Origin of the sequence: Janthinobacterium rivuli, assembly GCF_009208735.1 — a bacterium.
Classification (GTDB): Bacteria; Pseudomonadota; Gammaproteobacteria; order Burkholderiales; family Burkholderiaceae_D; genus Janthinobacterium.
Genome location: NZ_WFLJ01000001.1, coordinates 374,247 through 391,809 on the forward strand (window position 1 = coordinate 374,247; position 17,563 = coordinate 391,809).

General features: G+C 62.1%; 17 protein-coding genes. 1 reads left to right on the top strand and 16 read right to left on the bottom strand.

Annotated elements, in window-relative coordinates; translation table 11 throughout:
* Positions 1 to 10 precede the first annotated feature (10 nt).
* The 3 genes from rpsR to rpsF are packed head-to-tail and all read right to left on the bottom strand — an operon-like array spanning position 11 to position 1,035.
* Complete coding sequence (gene rpsR / locus GCN78_RS01730) at positions 11 to 301, bottom strand: 30S ribosomal protein S18 (RefSeq protein ID WP_010400024.1); 291 nt, start codon at positions 299 to 301, stop codon at positions 11 to 13.
* 15 nt (positions 302 to 316) lie between these two features.
* The gene (gene priB / locus GCN78_RS01735) at positions 317 to 625 is read right to left on the bottom strand and encodes a primosomal replication protein N (RefSeq protein WP_071322552.1); all 309 of its coding nucleotides are present in this window, start codon (positions 623 to 625) and stop codon (positions 317 to 319) included.
* 20 nt (positions 626 to 645) lie between these two features.
* The gene (gene rpsF, locus GCN78_RS01740) at positions 646 to 1,035 is read right to left on the bottom strand and encodes a 30S ribosomal protein S6 (RefSeq protein ID WP_034750499.1); all 390 of its coding nucleotides are present in this window, start codon (positions 1,033 to 1,035) and stop codon (positions 646 to 648) included.
* Between the two features lie 275 nt (positions 1,036 to 1,310).
* On the opposite strand from rpsF, the gene lexA reads away from it, so the two are divergent.
* Positions 1,311 to 1,946: a transcriptional repressor LexA gene (lexA, locus tag GCN78_RS01745; RefSeq protein ID WP_152250281.1), complete on the top strand. Its 636-nt coding sequence runs from the start codon at positions 1,311 to 1,313 to the stop codon at positions 1,944 to 1,946.
* Between the two features lie 69 nt (positions 1,947 to 2,015).
* Here lexA and GCN78_RS01750 read toward each other — a convergent pair whose 3' ends face one another.
* The 13 genes from GCN78_RS01750 to leuB form a co-directional block, all read right to left on the bottom strand.
* Positions 2,016 to 3,257, bottom strand: coding sequence for a cystathionine gamma-synthase family protein (locus tag GCN78_RS01750; RefSeq protein ID WP_152250137.1), 1,242 nt, complete (start codon positions 3,255 to 3,257; stop codon positions 2,016 to 2,018).
* A 43-nt stretch (positions 3,258 to 3,300) separates the two neighbouring features.
* Entirely contained in the window at positions 3,301 to 4,824 is a 1,524-nt protein-coding gene (gene purF, locus GCN78_RS01755; RefSeq protein ID WP_152250138.1) for an amidophosphoribosyltransferase, read from the bottom strand.
* Between the two features lie 38 nt (positions 4,825 to 4,862).
* The gene (locus GCN78_RS01760) at positions 4,863 to 5,351 is read right to left on the bottom strand and encodes a CvpA family protein (protein WP_152250139.1); all 489 of its coding nucleotides are present in this window, start codon (positions 5,349 to 5,351) and stop codon (positions 4,863 to 4,865) included.
* A gap of 20 nt (positions 5,352 to 5,371) precedes the next feature.
* Positions 5,372 to 6,352, bottom strand: coding sequence for an SPOR domain-containing protein (locus tag GCN78_RS01765; RefSeq protein WP_152250140.1), 981 nt, complete (start codon positions 6,350 to 6,352; stop codon positions 5,372 to 5,374).
* A gap of 24 nt (positions 6,353 to 6,376) precedes the next feature.
* Positions 6,377 to 7,675: a bifunctional tetrahydrofolate synthase/dihydrofolate synthase gene (gene folC / locus GCN78_RS01770; RefSeq protein ID WP_152250141.1), complete on the bottom strand. Its 1,299-nt coding sequence runs from the start codon at positions 7,673 to 7,675 to the stop codon at positions 6,377 to 6,379.
* A gap of 95 nt (positions 7,676 to 7,770) precedes the next feature.
* The gene (gene accD, locus GCN78_RS01775) at positions 7,771 to 8,643 is read right to left on the bottom strand and encodes an acetyl-CoA carboxylase, carboxyltransferase subunit beta (RefSeq protein ID WP_010400390.1); all 873 of its coding nucleotides are present in this window, start codon (positions 8,641 to 8,643) and stop codon (positions 7,771 to 7,773) included.
* A gap of 197 nt (positions 8,644 to 8,840) precedes the next feature.
* Entirely contained in the window at positions 8,841 to 9,638 is a 798-nt protein-coding gene (gene trpA, locus GCN78_RS01780; protein WP_152250142.1) for a tryptophan synthase subunit alpha, read from the bottom strand.
* A 133-nt stretch (positions 9,639 to 9,771) separates the two neighbouring features.
* Positions 9,772 to 11,022: a tryptophan synthase subunit beta gene (gene trpB, locus GCN78_RS01785; protein ID WP_152250143.1), complete on the bottom strand. Its 1,251-nt coding sequence runs from the start codon at positions 11,020 to 11,022 to the stop codon at positions 9,772 to 9,774.
* On the bottom strand, positions 11,015 to 11,698 hold the full coding sequence (locus tag GCN78_RS01790; RefSeq protein ID WP_152250144.1) for a phosphoribosylanthranilate isomerase: 684 nt from the start codon (positions 11,696 to 11,698) through the stop codon (positions 11,015 to 11,017). The genes trpB and GCN78_RS01790 overlap by 8 nt, the downstream gene beginning before the upstream one ends.
* Positions 11,699 to 11,720: 22 nt before the next feature.
* Positions 11,721 to 12,524 (bottom strand): tRNA pseudouridine(38-40) synthase TruA, encoded by an 804-nt coding sequence (gene truA / locus GCN78_RS01795; protein ID WP_152250282.1) that lies wholly within the window; start codon positions 12,522 to 12,524, stop codon positions 11,721 to 11,723.
* Between the two features lie 73 nt (positions 12,525 to 12,597).
* On the bottom strand, positions 12,598 to 15,069 hold the full coding sequence (locus GCN78_RS01800) for a FimV/HubP family polar landmark protein (protein ID WP_319633124.1): 2,472 nt from the start codon (positions 15,067 to 15,069) through the stop codon (positions 12,598 to 12,600).
* A 244-nt stretch (positions 15,070 to 15,313) separates the two neighbouring features.
* Entirely contained in the window at positions 15,314 to 16,441 is a 1,128-nt protein-coding gene (gene asd / locus GCN78_RS01805) for an aspartate-semialdehyde dehydrogenase (protein WP_081344486.1), read from the bottom strand.
* A 45-nt stretch (positions 16,442 to 16,486) separates the two neighbouring features.
* Positions 16,487 to 17,557: a 3-isopropylmalate dehydrogenase gene (gene leuB / locus GCN78_RS01810; RefSeq protein ID WP_152250146.1), complete on the bottom strand. Its 1,071-nt coding sequence runs from the start codon at positions 17,555 to 17,557 to the stop codon at positions 16,487 to 16,489.
* Positions 17,558 to 17,563: the final 6 nt, after the last annotated feature.

A 17,563-nucleotide genomic window follows, 5' to 3' on the forward strand; every position in this document is an offset into this window, starting at 1 on the left:
ATCTGACCGATTAAGCGTGGTGCAGATCGGTGTATGGCAGCAGCGCGAGGAAGCGAGCGCGCTTGATTGCGGTGTCGACTTGGCGCTGGTAGTGCGCTTTGGTACCGGTCAGGCGTGCTGGCATGATCTTGCCGTTTTCCTGGACGAAGTCTTTCAGCGTGTCGACGTCTTTGTAGTCGACTTGTTCAACGTGCGCTGCGGTGAAGCGGCAGAACTTCTTACGTTTGAACAATGGGTTTTGCTGTTTGCGTTTTTCTTTAAGCTTGAGCTTATTTTTGTCGAACTTTTTACCGAATGCCATGTCAGGCTCCTGTATCTAAAATGCGCTAGTCGGGGTGACTGCACTAAAATCAATGATGTGAAACACCAAACTCTTGCTGTTGCGGCTCTTCCTGGCCAGGAAACCCGTGAACTGATAGACCCCGCCCAAGCTTGCCTGACTGAACCGTCCTGAGATTTCGCCAGCGGCTAGCGCGGCGACATCAAACTCGGTCAAACGGGCAATCCCTGCTTCCATCTGCTGCGAACTGTGTTGCAATACTGCATTCACAATCGGCAGCCCTGCCGGGGTATAGCGCAATATTTCGCGCTCGGCAATGATGGCGGTAACTTGTAGCTGGTTCAGCGCACGATCCTGGTCAAGAATTAAGCTGCTGCTGCGGCTGGAGCGGCTGCTGGTGCTTCGGTGCGGTGGCTTTTGGCCGCGTCTTCGCGTTGTACCGATTTCATCATCGGCGAAGGAGCTGTTTCAGCTTTCTTCATTTTAACGGTCAGGTGACGCAACACGGCATCATTGAATTTGAATGCTGTTTCCAACTCGACCAGGGTCTCGTTGTCGCATTCGATGTTCAGGCAGATGTAGTGTGCTTTAGGCAGCTTTTGGATCGAGTAAGCCATTTGACGGCGGCCCCAATCTTCCACGCGGTGAACCGAACCGCCGCGGGTGGTTACGCTGGCTTTGTAGCGTTCGATCATCGCGGGCACTTGCTCGCTTTGGTCCGGATGGACGATAAAGACTATTTCATAATGACGCATGCAAACTCCTTCAGGTCGGATTGATAATCGCCCACCCCGGCGTCAAGACGGGTGTGGGAAGGTCAGCCGAAGATTATAACCGCCTTTTGCAAACGTTTCAATCATTCCTTCCACCAAGGCCCGAAAAGCCCGTGCGCCGCCGTGCTTTCCGCCCTGGGACAAGTATTTCTTGCGAAATTCGCCGAAAACACGGAAATCCCCTTGCATAGTGGGCGATACTGTACAAAAATACAGACTGTTCATATAGACAGCATTTTAGTATGCACCCACCGCTCATGATCAAGCTGACAGCACGACAAGAACAAATCCTGAACCTGATCAAGGACGCGATTGAAAACACGGGCTTTCCTCCTACCCGTGCCGAGATCGCCAATGAACTGGGTTTCAAATCGGCCAATGCGGCCGAAGAGCATTTGCAGGCCCTGGCCCGCAAGGGCGCGATCGAGATTTCGCCTGGCACCTCGCGCGGCATCCGCCTGATCGGCGCGGCCGCCGAAGCGGCGCCATCGAAAGTGCCGGCAGCGCTGCTGATGTCGCTGCCCCTGATCGGCCGGGTGGCCGCCGGCTCCCCCATCCTGGCGCAGGAAAACCTGGAAGCGAGCTACAACGTGGACCCGGCCCTGTTCTCGGCCAAGCCCGACTTCCTGCTGAAGGTACGCGGCTGGTCCATGCGCGACGCCGGCATCATGGATGGCGACTTATTGGCCGTCAAGAAGGTCGACAGCGCCAAGAATGGCCAGATCGTCGTGGCCCGCATCGGCGACGAAGTCACCGTCAAGCGCTACAAGAAAACGGGGTCCGTCATCGAACTATTCCCGGAAAACCCCGACTTCAAGGTGATCACCGTGTCACCGGAAGATGAGTTCGCCCTGGAAGGTTTGGCGGTCGGACTGATGCGCAGCTGGCATTAAATTACCGCCCGTAAAAAAGGGCCGCGACAGCATGACTGTCGCGGCCCTTTTCACATGGCGCGCGGCGGCCTATGCGTCCAGTGCGTTCTTGAAATCGTCGAGCAAGTCGGCTTCATCCTCGATACCGACGGACACGCGGATCAGCGACTCGGCGATGCCCATGCTGGCGCGGCGCTCGGCGCCCATCTCGTAGAAAATCGTGTGGGCGACGGGGATGACCAGGGTGCGCGTGTCGCCCAGGTTACTGGCTGGAATCGCCAGATTCAGGCGGTTGAGGAAATCGAAGCAGTCGATGCCATCCTTCAACTCAAAGCTGAACAGGGAACCATAGCTGCGGAACAACTCCGTCGCCAGCGCGTGCTGCGGGTGCGACGCAAGGCCCGGGTAGTGCACGGCGGCCACGCGCGGGTCGGCGGCCAGCATGGTGGCCAGCGCCAGGGCGTTCGAGCAGGTGCGGTCCATGCGCAAGGCCATGGTTTCCGCGCCGACGGCGATATGGTGCGCCGCTTCCGGCCCCAGCGAGGCGCCGAAGTCGCGCAAGGCCTTGGCGCGGATTTGCGCGATGCCCCACTGGGCCGGCGCCGCCTTCTTGTAGTTTTCAAAGATATTCGGGTAACGCGTCCAGTCGAACACGCCCGTGTCCGTCAAGCTGCCGCCCAGGGCATTGCCGTGGCCGCCGATGGATTTCGTCAAGGCATTGACCACCAGGCCCGCGCCCACCTCTTTCGGGCGGAACAAATAGGGCGTCGTCATCGTGTTGTCGACGATGTACAGGATGCCCTTCTCGCGGCACAAGTCACCGATTTTTTTCAGGTCGGCGATCTGCGTGCGCGGATTGGCGATGGTTTCGACAAACACGATGCGCGTGGCCGGCGTGATGGCGGCCGCCACATTGGCCATGTCGGTGGCGTCGACGAAGGACACGGCGATGCCCTGCCCCGTTACCGTTTGCCACAGGCTGTTGGTATTACCAAACAAGAAAGCCGAAGACACGACGTGATCGCCCGCGCGCAGCAAGGATTGCACCACGGCGCCGATGGCGCCCATGCCGGTGGCGAAGCACAGCGTGGCCACGCCGTCTTCCATCTTGTTGACCTTGTCTTCCAGCGCGGACACGGTCGGATTGCCCTGGCGGCCATAGCGGAAACCCGGCTCCTTGCCCTGGAACACGGAAGCGAGCTGGCGCGCATCGGCGTAGCCGAATGCAACGGAAGTATGCACGGGCTTGTGCAGCGAACCATGTTCGATGCCCTTGCGGCGGTCGTTATGCAGGATGGTGGTGGTAAAGCCGTAGTTTTTTTTATCGTTCATGATCGCGGAGAAAAAAATGCCCGGCATCGGCCGGGCAGCTTACTTATGCTTCTGTCGTTGCCAGGTTCAGGTTCAGCTGGGAACGCGGCGTATCTTCGGGCGCTGCCGCCTTCGGATGGTGGCGCGCATATTCCAGGCGGTCCAGGTATTCCTGCGACACGTCGCCCGTCACGTACACGCCATCGAAGCACGAGGCCTCGAAGTTGGTCAGGGCCGGGTTGACGTCGGCGATCGCCTGCTTCAGCGCACCGATATCCTGGTACACGAGGTAGTCGGCCGTGATTTCGCGGCACACTTCTTCCGTCGTGCGGCCATAGGCGATCAGTTCGTCGCGCGTCGGCATGTCGATGCCGTACACGTTCGGGTAGATCACCGGCGGCGCGGCCGAGGCGAAGATGACTTTCGTCGCGCCCGCTTCACGCGCCATCTGCACGATTTCACGGCTGGTGGTGCCGCGCACGATGGAATCGTCGACCAGCAGCACCACTTTATCCTTGAATTCGGACGGGATGGCGTTGAGCTTCTGGCGCACGGATTTCTTGCGCGCCGCCTGGCCCGGCATGATGAAGGTGCGGCCGATGTAGCGATTCTTGATGAAGCCTTCGCGGTATTCGATGTTCAGCGCCATGGCAAGCTGGATGGCGGCCGGACGCGAGGAGTCGGGAATCGGCATGACCACGTCGATATGCACGCCAGGCAATTCGGCGCGGATCTTCTCGGCCAGGTATTCGCCCATTTTCAGGCGCGTGGCGTACACGGAGGCACCGTCGATGACGGAGTCGGGACGGGCCAGGTAGACGAATTCGAACACGCACGGGTTCAGGCTGGCATTGTCGGCGCATTGGGCGCTGTGCAATTGCTTGTCTGCATCGATGAAGACGGCTTCGCCGGGACCGATGTCGCGCACGAAGCGGAAGCCCATGCCTTCCAGTGCCACGGATTCGGAGGCGATCAGGTATTCGGGACCCTGCTCCGTTTCATTGATGCCCAGGCACAGCGGGCGGATGCCGTGCGGATCGCGGAAGGCCAGCAAGCCCACGCCGGCGATTTGCGCCACGGCGGCGTAACCACCCTTGACGCGGCGGTTCAGCACGGTAACGGCCTTGAAGATGGCTTCCGGGTCCAGGTTCAGGCCCGTCGTCGCTTCCTGGATTTCATGCGCCAGCACGTTGAGCAGTACTTCCGAGTCGGAATCGGTATTGATGTGGCGGCGGTCGTTCTTGAACATTTCCTGTTTCAACTGTTCCCAGTTGGTCAGGTTGCCATTGTGCGCCAGGGTGATGCCGAACGGCGCATTCACATAAAACGGTTGTGCTTCCTCTTCGCTCGACGAACCGGCCGTCGGGTAGCGGCAATGGCCGATGCCCGTCGTGCCTTGCAGCGAACGCATGTTGCGCGTACGGAAGACGTCACGCACGAGGCCATTGGCCTTGTGCATGGAAAACATACTGCTGTGATTGGTCGCAATCCCTGCCGCGTCCTGACCGCGATGTTGCAGGAGCAACAATGCATCATAGAGCAATTGATTGACAGGTTGATGGGAAACGACGCCGACGATGCCACACATGGTGTGCTCCTAAACTGTGCTACTGATTTTAAAAAAATTCAAAATTTCACATGCTGCGCGTAAGCGGCAGGCAGATAAGGCTTGATGGCGCGCGCGCCCTGTTCCGCGAACGGGCTGAGCAGCGCATTTTTCCAGAATGGCTGCTGCGGTATGGACGTCATGCCACACAAGATGACGGCGGTCAGCACGATCACAAGGCCCCGCGCCACGCCGAACAGGCTGCCCAGGGTCCGATCGGCCAGGCTCAGGCCCGTCACCTTGACGAGCGCGTCGACCGTCATGGAGAGCAATCCCATCAAGATGCGCACGCCGATGAACAGCACCACGAAGGCCAGCAATAAACGGATGGCTTCGCCCGGCACGGCTTCCGGCAGGAATTTCGCCAGGGTGGCGCCATAGGCGTTGGCAATGACGAAAGCCACGATCCAGCTGACCAGGGACAGTATTTCCTTGACCAGGCCGCGCATCATGCTGATCAGCACGGACGTCACCAGCACGAACAGCACCAGGTAATCGAAGATCGTCACGCGCGTTCAGCCTTGCAACATCACGCCGGCACCAGCGAACCGCCCAGGCCCAGCTTTTGCAGCTTGGCGCGGGTCTTTTCCGCGTCTTCGCGGCTGCCGAACGGGCCCACCCGCACGCGAATGCGCTCGCCCGCCGGGCTCGAGACTTTCTGCGTGTACGACTTGATGCCCGCTTCGCGCAGCTTGTCCTGCAATTCATCGACCTTGTCCTGCGTCGCCAGCGCCGCCACCTGCACCACGAACTTGCCGCTGCCGGCATCGTGCGCTTTCTCTTGCGGCTTGTCCTGTGGCTTGCCTTCCAGAATCGCCAGCGCGCGCGCGGCATCGTCGGCCGATTGCGCCGGCTTGGCAGGCTTAGTCTCGGGCTTGGCTTCCGCTTTTACTTCATGCTTGGGTTCCGGCTTGGGCTCGTGTTTCGGCTCGGGCTTGGCTTCGTGCTTCGGCTCGGGTTTAGGTTCCGGTTTCGGCTCCACCTTGACTGGTTTCGGCTCAGGCTTGGGCTCGGGTTTCGGCTCTACATAGGCCGGCTTGACCGCTGCAGGCTGGGCGGCGGCCAGCACGGGTGCCGGTGTGGGCGCGGGCTTGGCCGCAGGCGGCAGCGGCGCGTCGACGATTTCCTCGGACTGGTCCAGGCCATTCGCCGCGGCCTGAGCCGGGACGGCCGGCACGGGCGCCGGCGCAGGCGCTGCCTTTTCCTTCGACGGAATGTCGATGGCGATATCGTTGAACGGCGCCTTCGGCTCGGAATCGAGCAGCATCGGTAAGCCGACGGCCACGCCCAAGGCCAGGGCAATGGCCCCGACCAGGCGGCGGCGTGCGCGCTTTTTTTCAGGCAAGACCGGATCCGGCGCTTCCTTGCCGCCACGGCGCGATCCGCCGCCACCGGAGGTGTTGGCGGGGCGCTTGCGGGTCGGCGACTGTGCTTCGCCAGGGACATAAAAGCCGCTGTCTTCGCCAGAGGATTCTTGCTTGTTTTTAAACAGTTTCGAGAACAAGCCCATGCGTGATTTTCAGTCGAGTGCGTTTCAGTGAAGTGAGGATTTTCGGGCCTTCATCACGCCGGCAACGGTGAGGAAAGAACCAAAGACCACAATTCTATCATTCTCACCGGCCCGGCTCATTGCATTTGCAAAAGCTTGTGCCGGATCATCGAAAATAGACACAGTATGTTCGCTGCCGTCGGGCTTATCTTCCAGCATGATCTGCACCTTGGCGGCCAGTTCCGAGGCCGTGGCCGCGCGCGGCGAAGGCAGGCCCGTCAGGCACCAATGGTCGACGTGTTCGCTCATCGCCGCCAGTACGCCATCGATATCCTTGTCCTGCATGGAACCGAACACGGCATAGGTGTACGGGTGATAGCCCATATTGCCCAGGTTCTGGTTCAGCGCCGAGGCCGCGTGCGGGTTGTGCGCCACGTCGAGGATCACGCTGGGGCGCCCAGGCAAGACCTGGAAGCGGCCAGGCAACTCCACCGTCACGAGACCCGTGCGCACTTCCTGCGCGCCCACGGGCAGTGTCAGCTTCAGCACTTCCAGCGCGGCCAGCACGGCCGTCGCATTGAGGATCTGGTTGGCGCCGCGCAAGCTTGGATACGCGAGCGAATTGCGGCGCTGCTCGCGCCCGCCGTAGTTCCACTGCTGCTTGTCGCCCGAATAATTGAAATCGCGGCCCATCAGCCACAGGTCGGCACCGATGGCCTCGGCATGGTCGATCAACGATTGCGGCGGCACGGGGTCGCTGCAGATGGCCGCCTTGCCCGGACGGAAGATGCCCGCCTTTTCGAAGCCGATCGCTTCGCGCGTGTCGCCCAGGTAATCCGTGTGGTCGATATCGACGCTGGTGACGATGGCCACGTCGGCATCGATCACGTTGACGGCATCGAGGCGCCCGCCCAGGCCCACTTCAAGGATGGCCACGTCCAGCTTGGCTTGCGACAGCAGGTGCAGGATCGCCAGGGTGGTGAATTCGAAATACGTGAGCGGCGTGTCGCCACGCACGGCCTCGACAGCATTGAAGCTGGCGACGAGCTGTTCGTCGCTGGCCATCTCGCCCAGCACGCGGGCGCGCTCGTTAAAATCGAGAAAGTGCGGCTTGATGTACAGGCCCACTTTGTAGCCGGCGCGCAACAGCACGGATTCCAGCATGGCGCAGGTGGAACCCTTGCCATTCGTGCCCGCCACCATGATCACGGGGCAAGTAAAAGCCAGTTGCATGCGCGCCTTGACGGCTTGCACGCGGTCCAGGCCCATATTGATCTGGGTTTCCGAATGGCGGGTTTCCAGCATGGCGAGCCAGTCCGGCAAGGTGGTAGGGAGCTTGTGCATGGGAGACTTCTTGATGAGGAGACAGTGCGCGAGGCGCGGAGACGGTGTGACGTGGTAACCGGGCGCGTCCAGCGGACAGCGCCCGGCAAATTACTTTAAGCCAAGACTTCCACAGCCTGGTTTTGCAACAAGGCCAGCAGACGGGCGATTTCTTCGCGCATCTTGCGACGGTCGACGATCATGTCGACGGCGCCCTTGGTGACGAGGAACTCGGCGCGCTGGAAACCTTCCGGCAATTTTTCACGCACGGTGTTTTCAATCACGCGCGGGCCGGCAAAGCCGATCAGCGCTTTCGGCTCGGCGATGACGACGTCGCCCATGAAGGCGAACGAGGCGGACACGCCGCCCATGGTCGGGTCGGTCAGCACGCTGATGAATGGCAATTTCTTTTCCGACAGCTTGGTCAGCATGGCCGTGGTTTTCGCCATCTGCATCAGGGACAGCAAGCCTTCCTGCATGCGCGCGCCACCGGTGGCTGTGATGCAAATGAACGGCACTTTCTGTTCCAGCGCGATCTGCGCGCCGCGCACGAAGCGCTCGCCCACGACCGAGCCCATGGAGCCGCCCATGAATTCGAATTCGAAGCACGCCACGACAACCGGCAGGCTCATGATGGCGCCGCCCATGACGACCATCGCATCCGTCTCGCCCGTCGCTTCCATGGCGGATTTCAGGCGGTCCGGGTATTTCTTGCTGTCCTTGAACTTCAGGGTATCGACGGGCAGGATTTCCTGGCCGATTTCATAGCGGCCGCCCGCGTCGAGCAGGCTGTCGAGGCGCTCACGCGCGCGGATGCGCATGTGATGGTCGCATTTCGGGCACACGTGCAAATTCGATTCCAGGTCCGTACGGTACAACACGGCTTCACACGACGGGCACTTGACCCACAGGCCTTCCGGCATGGTCTTGCGCGCGGCAGCATCAGAACGCTGTATGCGCGGTGGCAGCAGTTTTTCCAACCAACTCATATTTTCTCCTTGGGCCCTTGTAGGGGTGGCGTCGGTGGACGCCCCCGGCAGACGGTAAACGGCGACGCCCCGCAGGGCGCCACCAAAAATTTTATCTATTGCACAATAACAGGCAAATCAGTGGCCGAAGTGTAGCCGTTTATCGCCAGGCTGTCGAACTTTGCCGCCACCTGAGCTTGTGTAAACAACAAGCTTGCTCAGGCGTCCAGTGCGGCGCGGATGCCCGCCGTAAAGCTGCGCACGGCGTCGACGGCGCCCCCTTCCGGAGCATTTTCGATCTCCTGGATGATGCGGCTGCCGATCACGACGGCATCGGCCACCTTGGCAACGGCCTTGGCAGTGGCGCCATCGCGGATGCCGAAGCCCACGCCGATGGGTAATTTTACATGCTGGCGGATAGCCGCAAGGCGTTCCGCCACCTGTTCCGTATCAATGTTGCCGGCGCCCGTGACGCCTTTCAGCGACACGTAGTAACTGAAGCCGCCGCCAACCTTGGCCACTTGCGCAATGCGCTCTTCGGTCGAGGTGGGCGCCAGCAGGAAGATCAGGTCCAGGCCCGCTGCGCGCATGGCGGCCGCGAATTCCTCGCACTCTTCCGGAGGATAATCGACGACGATGGCGCCATCGGCGCCGGACGCTTGCGCCGCAGCAATAAATGCGGCGCTGCCGATGCGCTCGATGGGATTCGCATAGCCCATCAGCACCACGGGCGTCGTCTGGTTGGTTTCGCGGAACTGGCGCACATAGTCGAATACGTCGTGGATGCCAACGTTGAACTTCAGGGCGCGCTCGCAGGCGCGCTGGATGACGGGGCCTTCGGCCATGGGGTCGGAAAACGGCACGCCCAGTTCCAGCACGTCGGCGCCGCCCTCGACGAGTGCATGCATCAGGGGTACGGTGGCGTCAGGGCCGGGGTCGCCGGCAGTGATGAAGGTGACCAGGCCGGTCTTGTTGTTCGATTTGAGATTGGCAAAGGTGGTGGCGATACGGGACATGGTGAGCTTTCTTAATGATGGATAGATGGAATGATTTCAACCCAAAGCAAAGGCTGGGGTCAGTCCCTGCGGGATCGGAATGCGCGCCACTGGCGCGCACTCCCCCGGCGGGTCTGACCCCGTTGACACGCTGTTAGTTGAAATTGAGTCCCATGCGCTCCGCCACGGTATGCATGTCCTTGTCGCCACGGCCCGACAGGTTGGCCAGCACGATCTGGTCTTTCGGCAAGGTGGCCGCCAGCTTGGCCGCGTAGGCCAGCGCGTGCGACGATTCCAGGGCCGGGATGATGCCTTCGATGTGGCAGCAGTCGTGGAAAGCCTGCAGCGCCTCGTCATCCGTGATGGACACGTATTGCGCACGACCCGAATCTTTCAGCCATGCATGTTCCGGACCGACGCCCGGGTAATCCAGGCCGGCCGAGACGGAATGCGTCTCGATGATCTGGCCGTTTGCATCCTGCAGCAGATAGGTGCGGTTGCCGTGCAGTACGCCCGGGAAACCGGCCGTCAGCGAGGCCGAGTGCTTGCCCGTGTCCAGGCCTTCGCCAGCCGCTTCCACGCCGATCAGTTTGACGTCCTTCTGGTCGATATACGGGTAAAAGATGCCCATGGCGTTCGAGCCGCCGCCGATGCAGGCCAGCACGTAGTCGGGCTGGCGGCCCGTCATTTCCGGCATCTGCACCAGGCATTCCTCGCCGATCACGGACTGGAAGTCGCGCACCATCATCGGATACGGATGGGGGCCTGCCACGGTGCCGATGATGTAAAAGGTGTTTTCGATATTGGTGACCCAGTCGCGCATGGCTTCGTTCAGCGCATCCTTGAGGGTCTTGGAGCCGGATTCGACGGGCACGACGGTCGCGCCCAGCAATTTCATGCGGTACACGTTCTGCGCCTGGCGCTTGACGTCTTCGCTGCCCATGTAGACCACGCATTCGAGGCCGAAGCGGGCGCAGATGGTGGCCGTGGCCACGCCATGCTGGCCGGCGCCCGTCTCGGCGATGATGCGCGGCTTGCCCATGCGCTTGGCCAGCAGGGCCTGGCCGATCACGTTGTTGATCTTGTGCGCGCCCGTGTGGTTCAAGTCTTCGCGCTTGAAATAGATTTGCGCGCCGCCGGCCAGCTCGGACCAGCGCTTGGCGTGATAAATGGGCGATGGGCGTCCGACGAAATGCTTGAGCTCGTAGCGGAATTCTTCGAGGAATTCCGGATCGACGCTGTAGCGGGCATAGGCGTCCTTCAGCTCGGCCAGCGCGTGCGTGAGCGTTTCAGCAACAAAAGAGCCGCCATACGGGCCGAAGTGGCCGCGCGGATCGGGAAAAGGATAATCGGTGGCGTGGAACAATGCGGCGGCTGCGCCGGGCGCTGTGGTGTGGTCATTCATGGTTGTTTCCTCTGGCAATGATGGCATCGGCATCCTGCACCGCGGCGATGAACGCGCGGACACGGGACGCGTCCTTGATGCCCTTGGACGCTTCGACACCACTGCTGATGTCGACGGCGTAAGGGCGCACGCGCACCACTGCGTCAGTCGCGTTTTGTACGCTCAAGCCACCACTTAAAACGACCCGAGGCGCGAGTTCTTTTGGAATGAGGGACCAATCAAATACCTTTCCTGCACCACCGTAGGCATCCACATAGGTATCGAGCAAGAGGCTGGAGAACAAGGGACTGGCGGCGCGATAGCGCTGTTCGTATTCTAGCAAATCTTCAAAGGAGGTGTCGGGTTTGACGCGGAACACTTGCGTAAACGGCGTTTGCACGGCGCCAGCCAGCGCCGCGCTGTGTTCGGGCGTCTCGTCGCCATGAAATTGCAGCAGGGACAAGGGCGCCACGGCTTTCGTCGCGCGCACCTCGTCCAGCGTGGCATTGACGAACAGGCCCACCGTCGTCACGTAGGGCGGCATGGCCGCGATCAGGCTGGCCGCCTGCTGCGGCGTGACATAGCGGGGGCTTTTCGGATAAAACACGAAACCGATGGCGTCGGCGCCCGCCGCCACGACGGCCTGGATATCTTCGGCGCGGGTCAGGCCGCAGATCTTGATGCGTGTGCGAGACATGGCTATCCTTTATTGATGCAGCTCAAAACCAGGGCAAGGCGCTGCTGCTGTCTTGCGGCAAGGCCCATTTCGGATCGTAATCGATCTGCGCCAGGTACAAGCCGTCCGGCATGAAGGTGGGCGCGGCCGCATGGCGATCTTTACTTTCAAGCAAGTGCCCGAGCCAGTCCGGTTTTTCGCGTCCCGTGCCGATGTAGACGAGCGAACCGACCAGGTTGCGCACCATGTGGTGCAGGAAGGCATTGGCCGTAATCGTAAAAATCACGCAATCGCCGCGCCGCTCGATGCGGATGTCATGCATCAGCTTGACAGGCGACTTGGCCTGGCATTGCGCGGCGCGGAAGGCCGTGAAATCGTGCCAGCCCAGCAGCGGCTGCACGGCCTGGCGCATCAGTTCCACGTCCAGCGGACGGAAAAAGAAGCCGGCGCGCCCTTCCACCAGCGGCGAACGGGTGGCATTGTTATACAACACATAATGATAGGTACGCGCGCGCGCGCTGAAACGGGCGTGGAAGAAGTCATTGACCGTCGGATCGCCTTCGAGTTCCCTGGCCCAGCGCACGGCGATGGATTTCGGCAGGAAGGCGTTGACGCCGCGCACCCACGAGTGCACGTCGCGGCTCAGTTCCGTATCGAAGTGCACGACTTGCTCGAGCGCATGCACGCCCGTGTCCGTGCGGCCGGCGCAGGTGGTGGCCAGGCGCACGCGGGCAAACTGCTCCAGCGCGTTTTCCAGCTGGTCCTGCACCGTTTGCCCGTCTTCCTGTTTCTGGTATCCATGCCAGGCCGTGCCGTCGTACTGCAGGCCGAGGACGATACGCTTCAATGGCGTTGCTGTCGTAATATTTTGCATCGAAGCATTATACCGGCGCGACAGCCTGCCGCACCGGCGGGTATCGCTAGCTTAGGAGAGCTCTCATCGTATTCGCCTTCGCGACCTGCTCTTCGCTGCCGCCCTTGATGACCTCATCGATCAGCTCGCGCGCGCCTTCCTTGTCGCCGATTTCCTGGTAAGCGATCGCCAGGTCCAGCTTGGTATCCATTTCCATGTGGATGGCCGACAACGGGTCGTCCACGCCCACGCTGGCCGTCTTGCCATCGTTGAGGTCCAGGTCGATGCCGGACAGGTCGAATTCCTGTGCCGGCGGTATGGCTTCCGGCAAGGTGGCCGGCGTTTGCGCGTCGTCGAACAGGCTGTCGATGGAAGACTCGGCCGCCGCCACCGGCGCGGCAGCGGGCGCCACCGGTTCGTCGAGGTCGAAATGGGCCAGGTCCACGTCCTTCAATGGATCAGGCAGCGGCGTCAAGCCGGCGCCCACGCCGTTCACGGGGCCGGCCGGCGGCTCCAGATCCAGGCCGAAATCCATGCTGGCGTCATACTGCGCATCGTGCGCGGCGGTGACCGGCTTGCTGTCCGGTCCCGGCATGACGATCGGGTCGCTGGTGGAGACGGGCTCGAAATCGAGGCTGTCGAGGTCGAAATCGAGTGGCGCGCGCGCATCCTGGGCCGGCGCGGCCGGGGCCACGTCGGCCAGCGGCGCGGCGGTGGCCGGCTCGTCGGGCAAATCCATGCTCTGGCCATGCAAGTCGTCGCCGACACCCTTGCTCAGGCTGACGACGGCGTCATCTTCCGTATCGCCATACAGCGGGTTGGCGGGATCGAGCGCCAGGCCCAGGGCGGCCGCCTGCGGCCACTCCTCGCCCTGGCCCCGCGTCAGGCTGTACAGCTCGCTGGCCTGGTCTTCAAACGCGCGCACGTCGTTGCGGGCCGAATAGATTTCCAGCAGTTTCAGGCGCGCCGCATGGCGTTCCGGGTGGATGCGCAAGGCTTCCTTGAGGATATCTTCCGCCTGGCCATCACGGCCGTAGGCGATATACACGTCCGCTTCGGCGACGGGGTCCGTTTCATTCGCGTCGAGCATGCTGGCGCCCGCCGCGGCGGCCACGCCGGCAGCGGCGGCGCCCGTGCCGAACAGGTGGTTGCTCGCTTCGGATTGCTGGTCTTCCGGCGCCAGGCCGGCCGGCGGCGCGGCGGGCGGCTCCGGTTCGAATTCGGGAGCCACGCTCTCAGGCGCGGGCGGCGCGTCCTTGCGGCGGCGCGCGATCACCAGCGCGGCGACGGCGGCCAGCAGCGCGGCGATGCCGATGCCGATGGCGCCCAGGTGGTCATTGATCTTGTCGGTGATGGTCGGTTCCAGCGGCGACGGCTTTTTCACCAGCGGCACCGGTTTCGCTTTCGGCACGGGCGGCTGCGCCTCGGCCGGCGCGCTGGCGATGGCGCTGGCCGCGGCACTGGCCGAGACGCTGGCAGCGGCCTCGGCCGGCTTGGCGGGCGCCGGGGCGCTCTTGTCGGCCATGGCCTTGTTCTTGACCGCCATCAGCTTTTCCAGGTCGCTGACGTTCTTTTCCAGCTCCTTGACGCGGGCGGCCGCTTCATCGACCTGCTTCGCCTTGGCGATCTTGTCTTCTTCGCTGGCGACGGCGCTCTTGCCGGCCGACTTGGCCGCCGGCTCCGCCTTCGACAGTTTCAGCTTGTCCTGCGACTCGCTCACGGCCGTCGGCTTTTCCTGCACCTTCGTCGCGCCGATCTTGCCGGCCGTGCTTTGCGTCGCCTGCGCGGCCTTGGCCGGCTTGCTTTGCGACACCTGGCCCGCCAGCTTGTTGCGGTAGGCTTCGAAATCGATGGCGTGCGCCGTCACGATGCCCTTCGCTTCAGCCGCGCCGGTGGCGCGTACGGTGTCCGCACCCGGCACGGCCAGAATGCGCCCGGCCTGCATGCGGTTCATGTTCTCGCCCTTGAAGGCGTCGGGATTGGCGCGGTACAGGGCCACGAGCATCATGTCGAGCGACACGCCCGATGGTTTCAGCTCGCTGGCGATGCGGCTCAGGGTGTCGCCCGCCTTGACCTTGTATTCGCCCGCCGCCTTTTTCGCGGCCGGCGGCGCAGCATCGGCGGCGGCCGGCTTGGCCTTGCCCGGCTCGACTGGCGCCGTCACTTGCGCGCCGCGCGTCTGGCGCGCTTCGGGCGTATCGAGCACGAACGCATACTCGCGCACCTGGCGACCGCTCTTGCTGCTCAGCTCCAGCAGCAGGTCGACCATGGGTTCGGCCACCGGCTGCGCCGAGCTGATGCGAATGAAGGGCTTGCCATTGCGGTTTTCCACGGCAAACGTCAGCGCGTTCAGGGCGGGATTGAATTCCACGTTGGCCTGGCGATACGCGTCCGGCGGCGCCAGCTTGGCCAGCAGGCTTGTTGCCTCGCCTGGCTTGACGGCCGATAATTCGACCTCGGCGCGCAGCGGCTGGCCGGCGGCGGACAGCACCGTGATCTTGCCCAGCTCGGCTGCGGATGCCGCCGGTGACAATAACACCGCACAGGCGACAGCGCTGCTGAGTGTTTGAATGGCAAGGGAGGCGACCCGGGGACGAGTGTGTACAGGCATAGTTGGCGGCATCTTAGTTGACATGGGAAAACTGTTACTTTTCCAGAGGTATCAACATATCATCATGCCCAGAGCTATGCAAGCTCCGCATGGTTGCGCCTTGACGGGCTCAAGGCGAAAAAAAAGCCGGGGAAACCGCCCCGGCTTGATCTTGACTGGCAATTTATTGCCCTTATGCGTCCAGCAAAATGCGCAGCATGCGGCGCAGCGGCTCGGCCGCGCCCCACAGCAACTGGTCGCCCACGGTGAACGCGGACAGGTATTCGCCGCCCATGCTCATCTTGCGCACGCGGCCGACTGGAATCGTCAGGCTGCCCGTGACGGCCGCCGGCGACAGGTCGCGCACGGACGCTTCGCGCGTGTTCGGGACCAGCTTGACCCATTGATTGTTGCTGGCGATGATGTCGTTGATTTCATCGAGCGGCACGTCTTTTTTCAGCTTGATGGTCAGCGCCTGCGAATGGCAGCGCATGGCGCCGATGCGCACGCACAGGCCGTCGACGGGAATTTCCTTGGTACCGAAATCGATGCCGCGACCGAGGATCTTGTTCGTTTCCGCGCCCGCCTTCCACTCTTCCTTCGACTGGCCGTTGCCCAGGTCCTTGTCGATCCACGGAATCAGGTTGCCGGCCAGCGGCGCGCCGAATTGCTTGATTTCATCCGGGGAATAGCCGTGCTGGGTGGCCAGCACCTGGCGGTCGATTTCCAGGATGGCGGAAGCGGGGTTCTCCAGCAGCGCCTTGACGGAGCTGTTGATGGTGCCGAATTGCGTCAGCAGTTCGCGCATGTGCTGCGCGCCGCCGCCCGATGCCGCCTGATACGTCATCGACGTCATCCAGTCGATCAGGTCGTGCTGGAACAGGCCGCCCAGGCCCATCATCATGCACGAAACGGTGCAATTGCCGCCGATGTAATTCTTGACGCCCTTGCCCAGCGCATCCTTGATGACGTGCAAGTTGACGGGGTCGAGCACGATGACGGCGTCTTTTTCCATGCGCAAGGTCGAGGCCGCATCGATCCAGTAGCCGTTCCAGCCGGCTGCGCGCAGCTGCGGGAAGACGGCGCTCGTGTAGTCGCCGCCCTGGCAGGAAATGATGATGTCGCACTTGGACAGTTCGGCGATGTTGTTGGCATCCTTGAGGATGGTTTCATTCTTCGCCATGGCCGGCGCCGCGCCGCCCGTGTTCGAGGTGGTGAAAAACACCGGTTCGATGTGGGCGAAATCGCCCTCTTCCTGCATGCGCTGCATCAGGACCGAACCGACCATACCGCGCCAACCTACCAAGCCAACTAATTTCATTACCATTCCTCAAGATGAGACGGCGACTGCCATCATTAGACTATTTTATCCCAGTGCTTTTACAACTGCATCACCCATCGCCTCGGTACCGACCAAAGTGGTGCCCGCTTCATGGATGTCGGCCGTGCGCAGACCCTGCGCCAGCACCTGTTTCACGGCGCCCTCGATGCGGTTTGCCTGCTCCTCGCGGTTGAGCGAATAGCGCAACATCATGGCGGCCGACAGGATCGTCGCCAGTGGATTGGCGATGCCCTTGCCCGCGATATCGGGCGCCGAACCGTGCGATGGCTCGTACAAACCCTTGTTGTTGGCGTCCAGCGAAGCGGACGGCAGCATGCCGATCGAGCCAGTCAGCATGGCGGCCGCGTCCGACAAGATGTCGCCGAACATGTTGCCGGTCACCATGACGTCGAATTTCTTCGGCGCCCGCACCAGTTGCATGGCCGCGTTGTCGACATACATATGATCGAGCGCCACGTCCGGGTATTCCTTGTGCACGTCTGTGACGATGTCCTTCCAGAACTGGAAGGTTTCCAGCACGTTCGCCTTGTCCACGCTGGTGAGGCGCTTGTCGCGCTTTTGCGCGGCTTGGAACGCCACGTGGGCGATGCGGCGGATTTCGCCTTCCGCATAGCGCATCGTATCAAAACCTTCGCGCTGGCCCTTGAACGGACCGTCCGGGCACTCGCGCACGCCGCGGGGCTGGCCGAAATAAATGTCGCCCGTCAATTCACGGATAATCAGGATATCCAGGCCGGAAACCACTTCCGGCTTCAAGGTCGAGGCGCCCGCCAGTTCCGGGTACAAAATGGCGGGACGCAGGTTGGCGAACAGGCCCAGGTTCTTGCGCAAGCCCAGGATCGCCTGTTCCGGGCGGAACTGGCGCTCCAGCGTATCGTATTGATAGTCGCCCACGGCGCCGAACAGCACGGCATCGGCCGCTTTTGCCAGGGCCAGCGTGCCTTCCGGCAGCGGATGGCCGTGCGCGGCGTAGCCGGCGCCGCCGACCGGCGCCGTTTCCAGTTCGAACGACTCGCCGAGAACATTCAGGACCTTGACGGCCTGGGCGACGATTTCAGGACCGATACCGTCGCCGGGTAAGATTGCAATTTTCATGGATTT

Bases quoted from the DNA above. Each gene is read 5' to 3' on its own strand.
- rpsR (WP_010400024.1), bottom strand. From the start codon at position 301: ATGGCATTCGGTAAAAAGTTCGACAAAAATAAGCTCAAGCTTAAAGAA.
- rpsF (WP_034750499.1), bottom strand. From the start codon at position 1,035: ATGCGTCATTATGAAATAGTCTTTATCGTCCATCCGGACCAAAGCGAG.
- lexA (WP_152250281.1), top strand. From the start codon at position 1,311: ATGATCAAGCTGACAGCACGACAAGAACAAATCCTGAACCTGATCAAG.
- GCN78_RS01750 (WP_152250137.1), bottom strand. From the start codon at position 3,257: ATGAACGATAAAAAAAACTACGGCTTTACCACCACCATCCTGCATAAC.
- purF (WP_152250138.1), bottom strand. From the start codon at position 4,824: ATGTGTGGCATCGTCGGCGTCGTTTCCCATCAACCTGTCAATCAATTG.
- GCN78_RS01765 (WP_152250140.1), bottom strand. From the start codon at position 6,352: ATGGGCTTGTTCTCGAAACTGTTTAAAAACAAGCAAGAATCCTCTGGC.
- folC (WP_152250141.1), bottom strand. From the start codon at position 7,675: ATGCACAAGCTCCCTACCACCTTGCCGGACTGGCTCGCCATGCTGGAA.
- accD (WP_010400390.1), bottom strand. From the start codon at position 8,643: ATGAGTTGGTTGGAAAAACTGCTGCCACCGCGCATACAGCGTTCTGAT.
- trpA (WP_152250142.1), bottom strand. From the start codon at position 9,638: ATGTCCCGTATCGCCACCACCTTTGCCAATCTCAAATCGAACAACAAG.
- trpB (WP_152250143.1), bottom strand. From the start codon at position 11,022: ATGAATGACCACACCACAGCGCCCGGCGCAGCCGCCGCATTGTTCCAC.
- GCN78_RS01790 (WP_152250144.1), bottom strand. From the start codon at position 11,698: ATGTCTCGCACACGCATCAAGATCTGCGGCCTGACCCGCGCCGAAGAT.
- asd (WP_081344486.1), bottom strand. From the start codon at position 16,441: ATGAAATTAGTTGGCTTGGTAGGTTGGCGCGGTATGGTCGGTTCGGTC.
- leuB (WP_152250146.1), bottom strand. From the start codon at position 17,557: ATGAAAATTGCAATCTTACCCGGCGACGGTATCGGTCCTGAAATCGTC.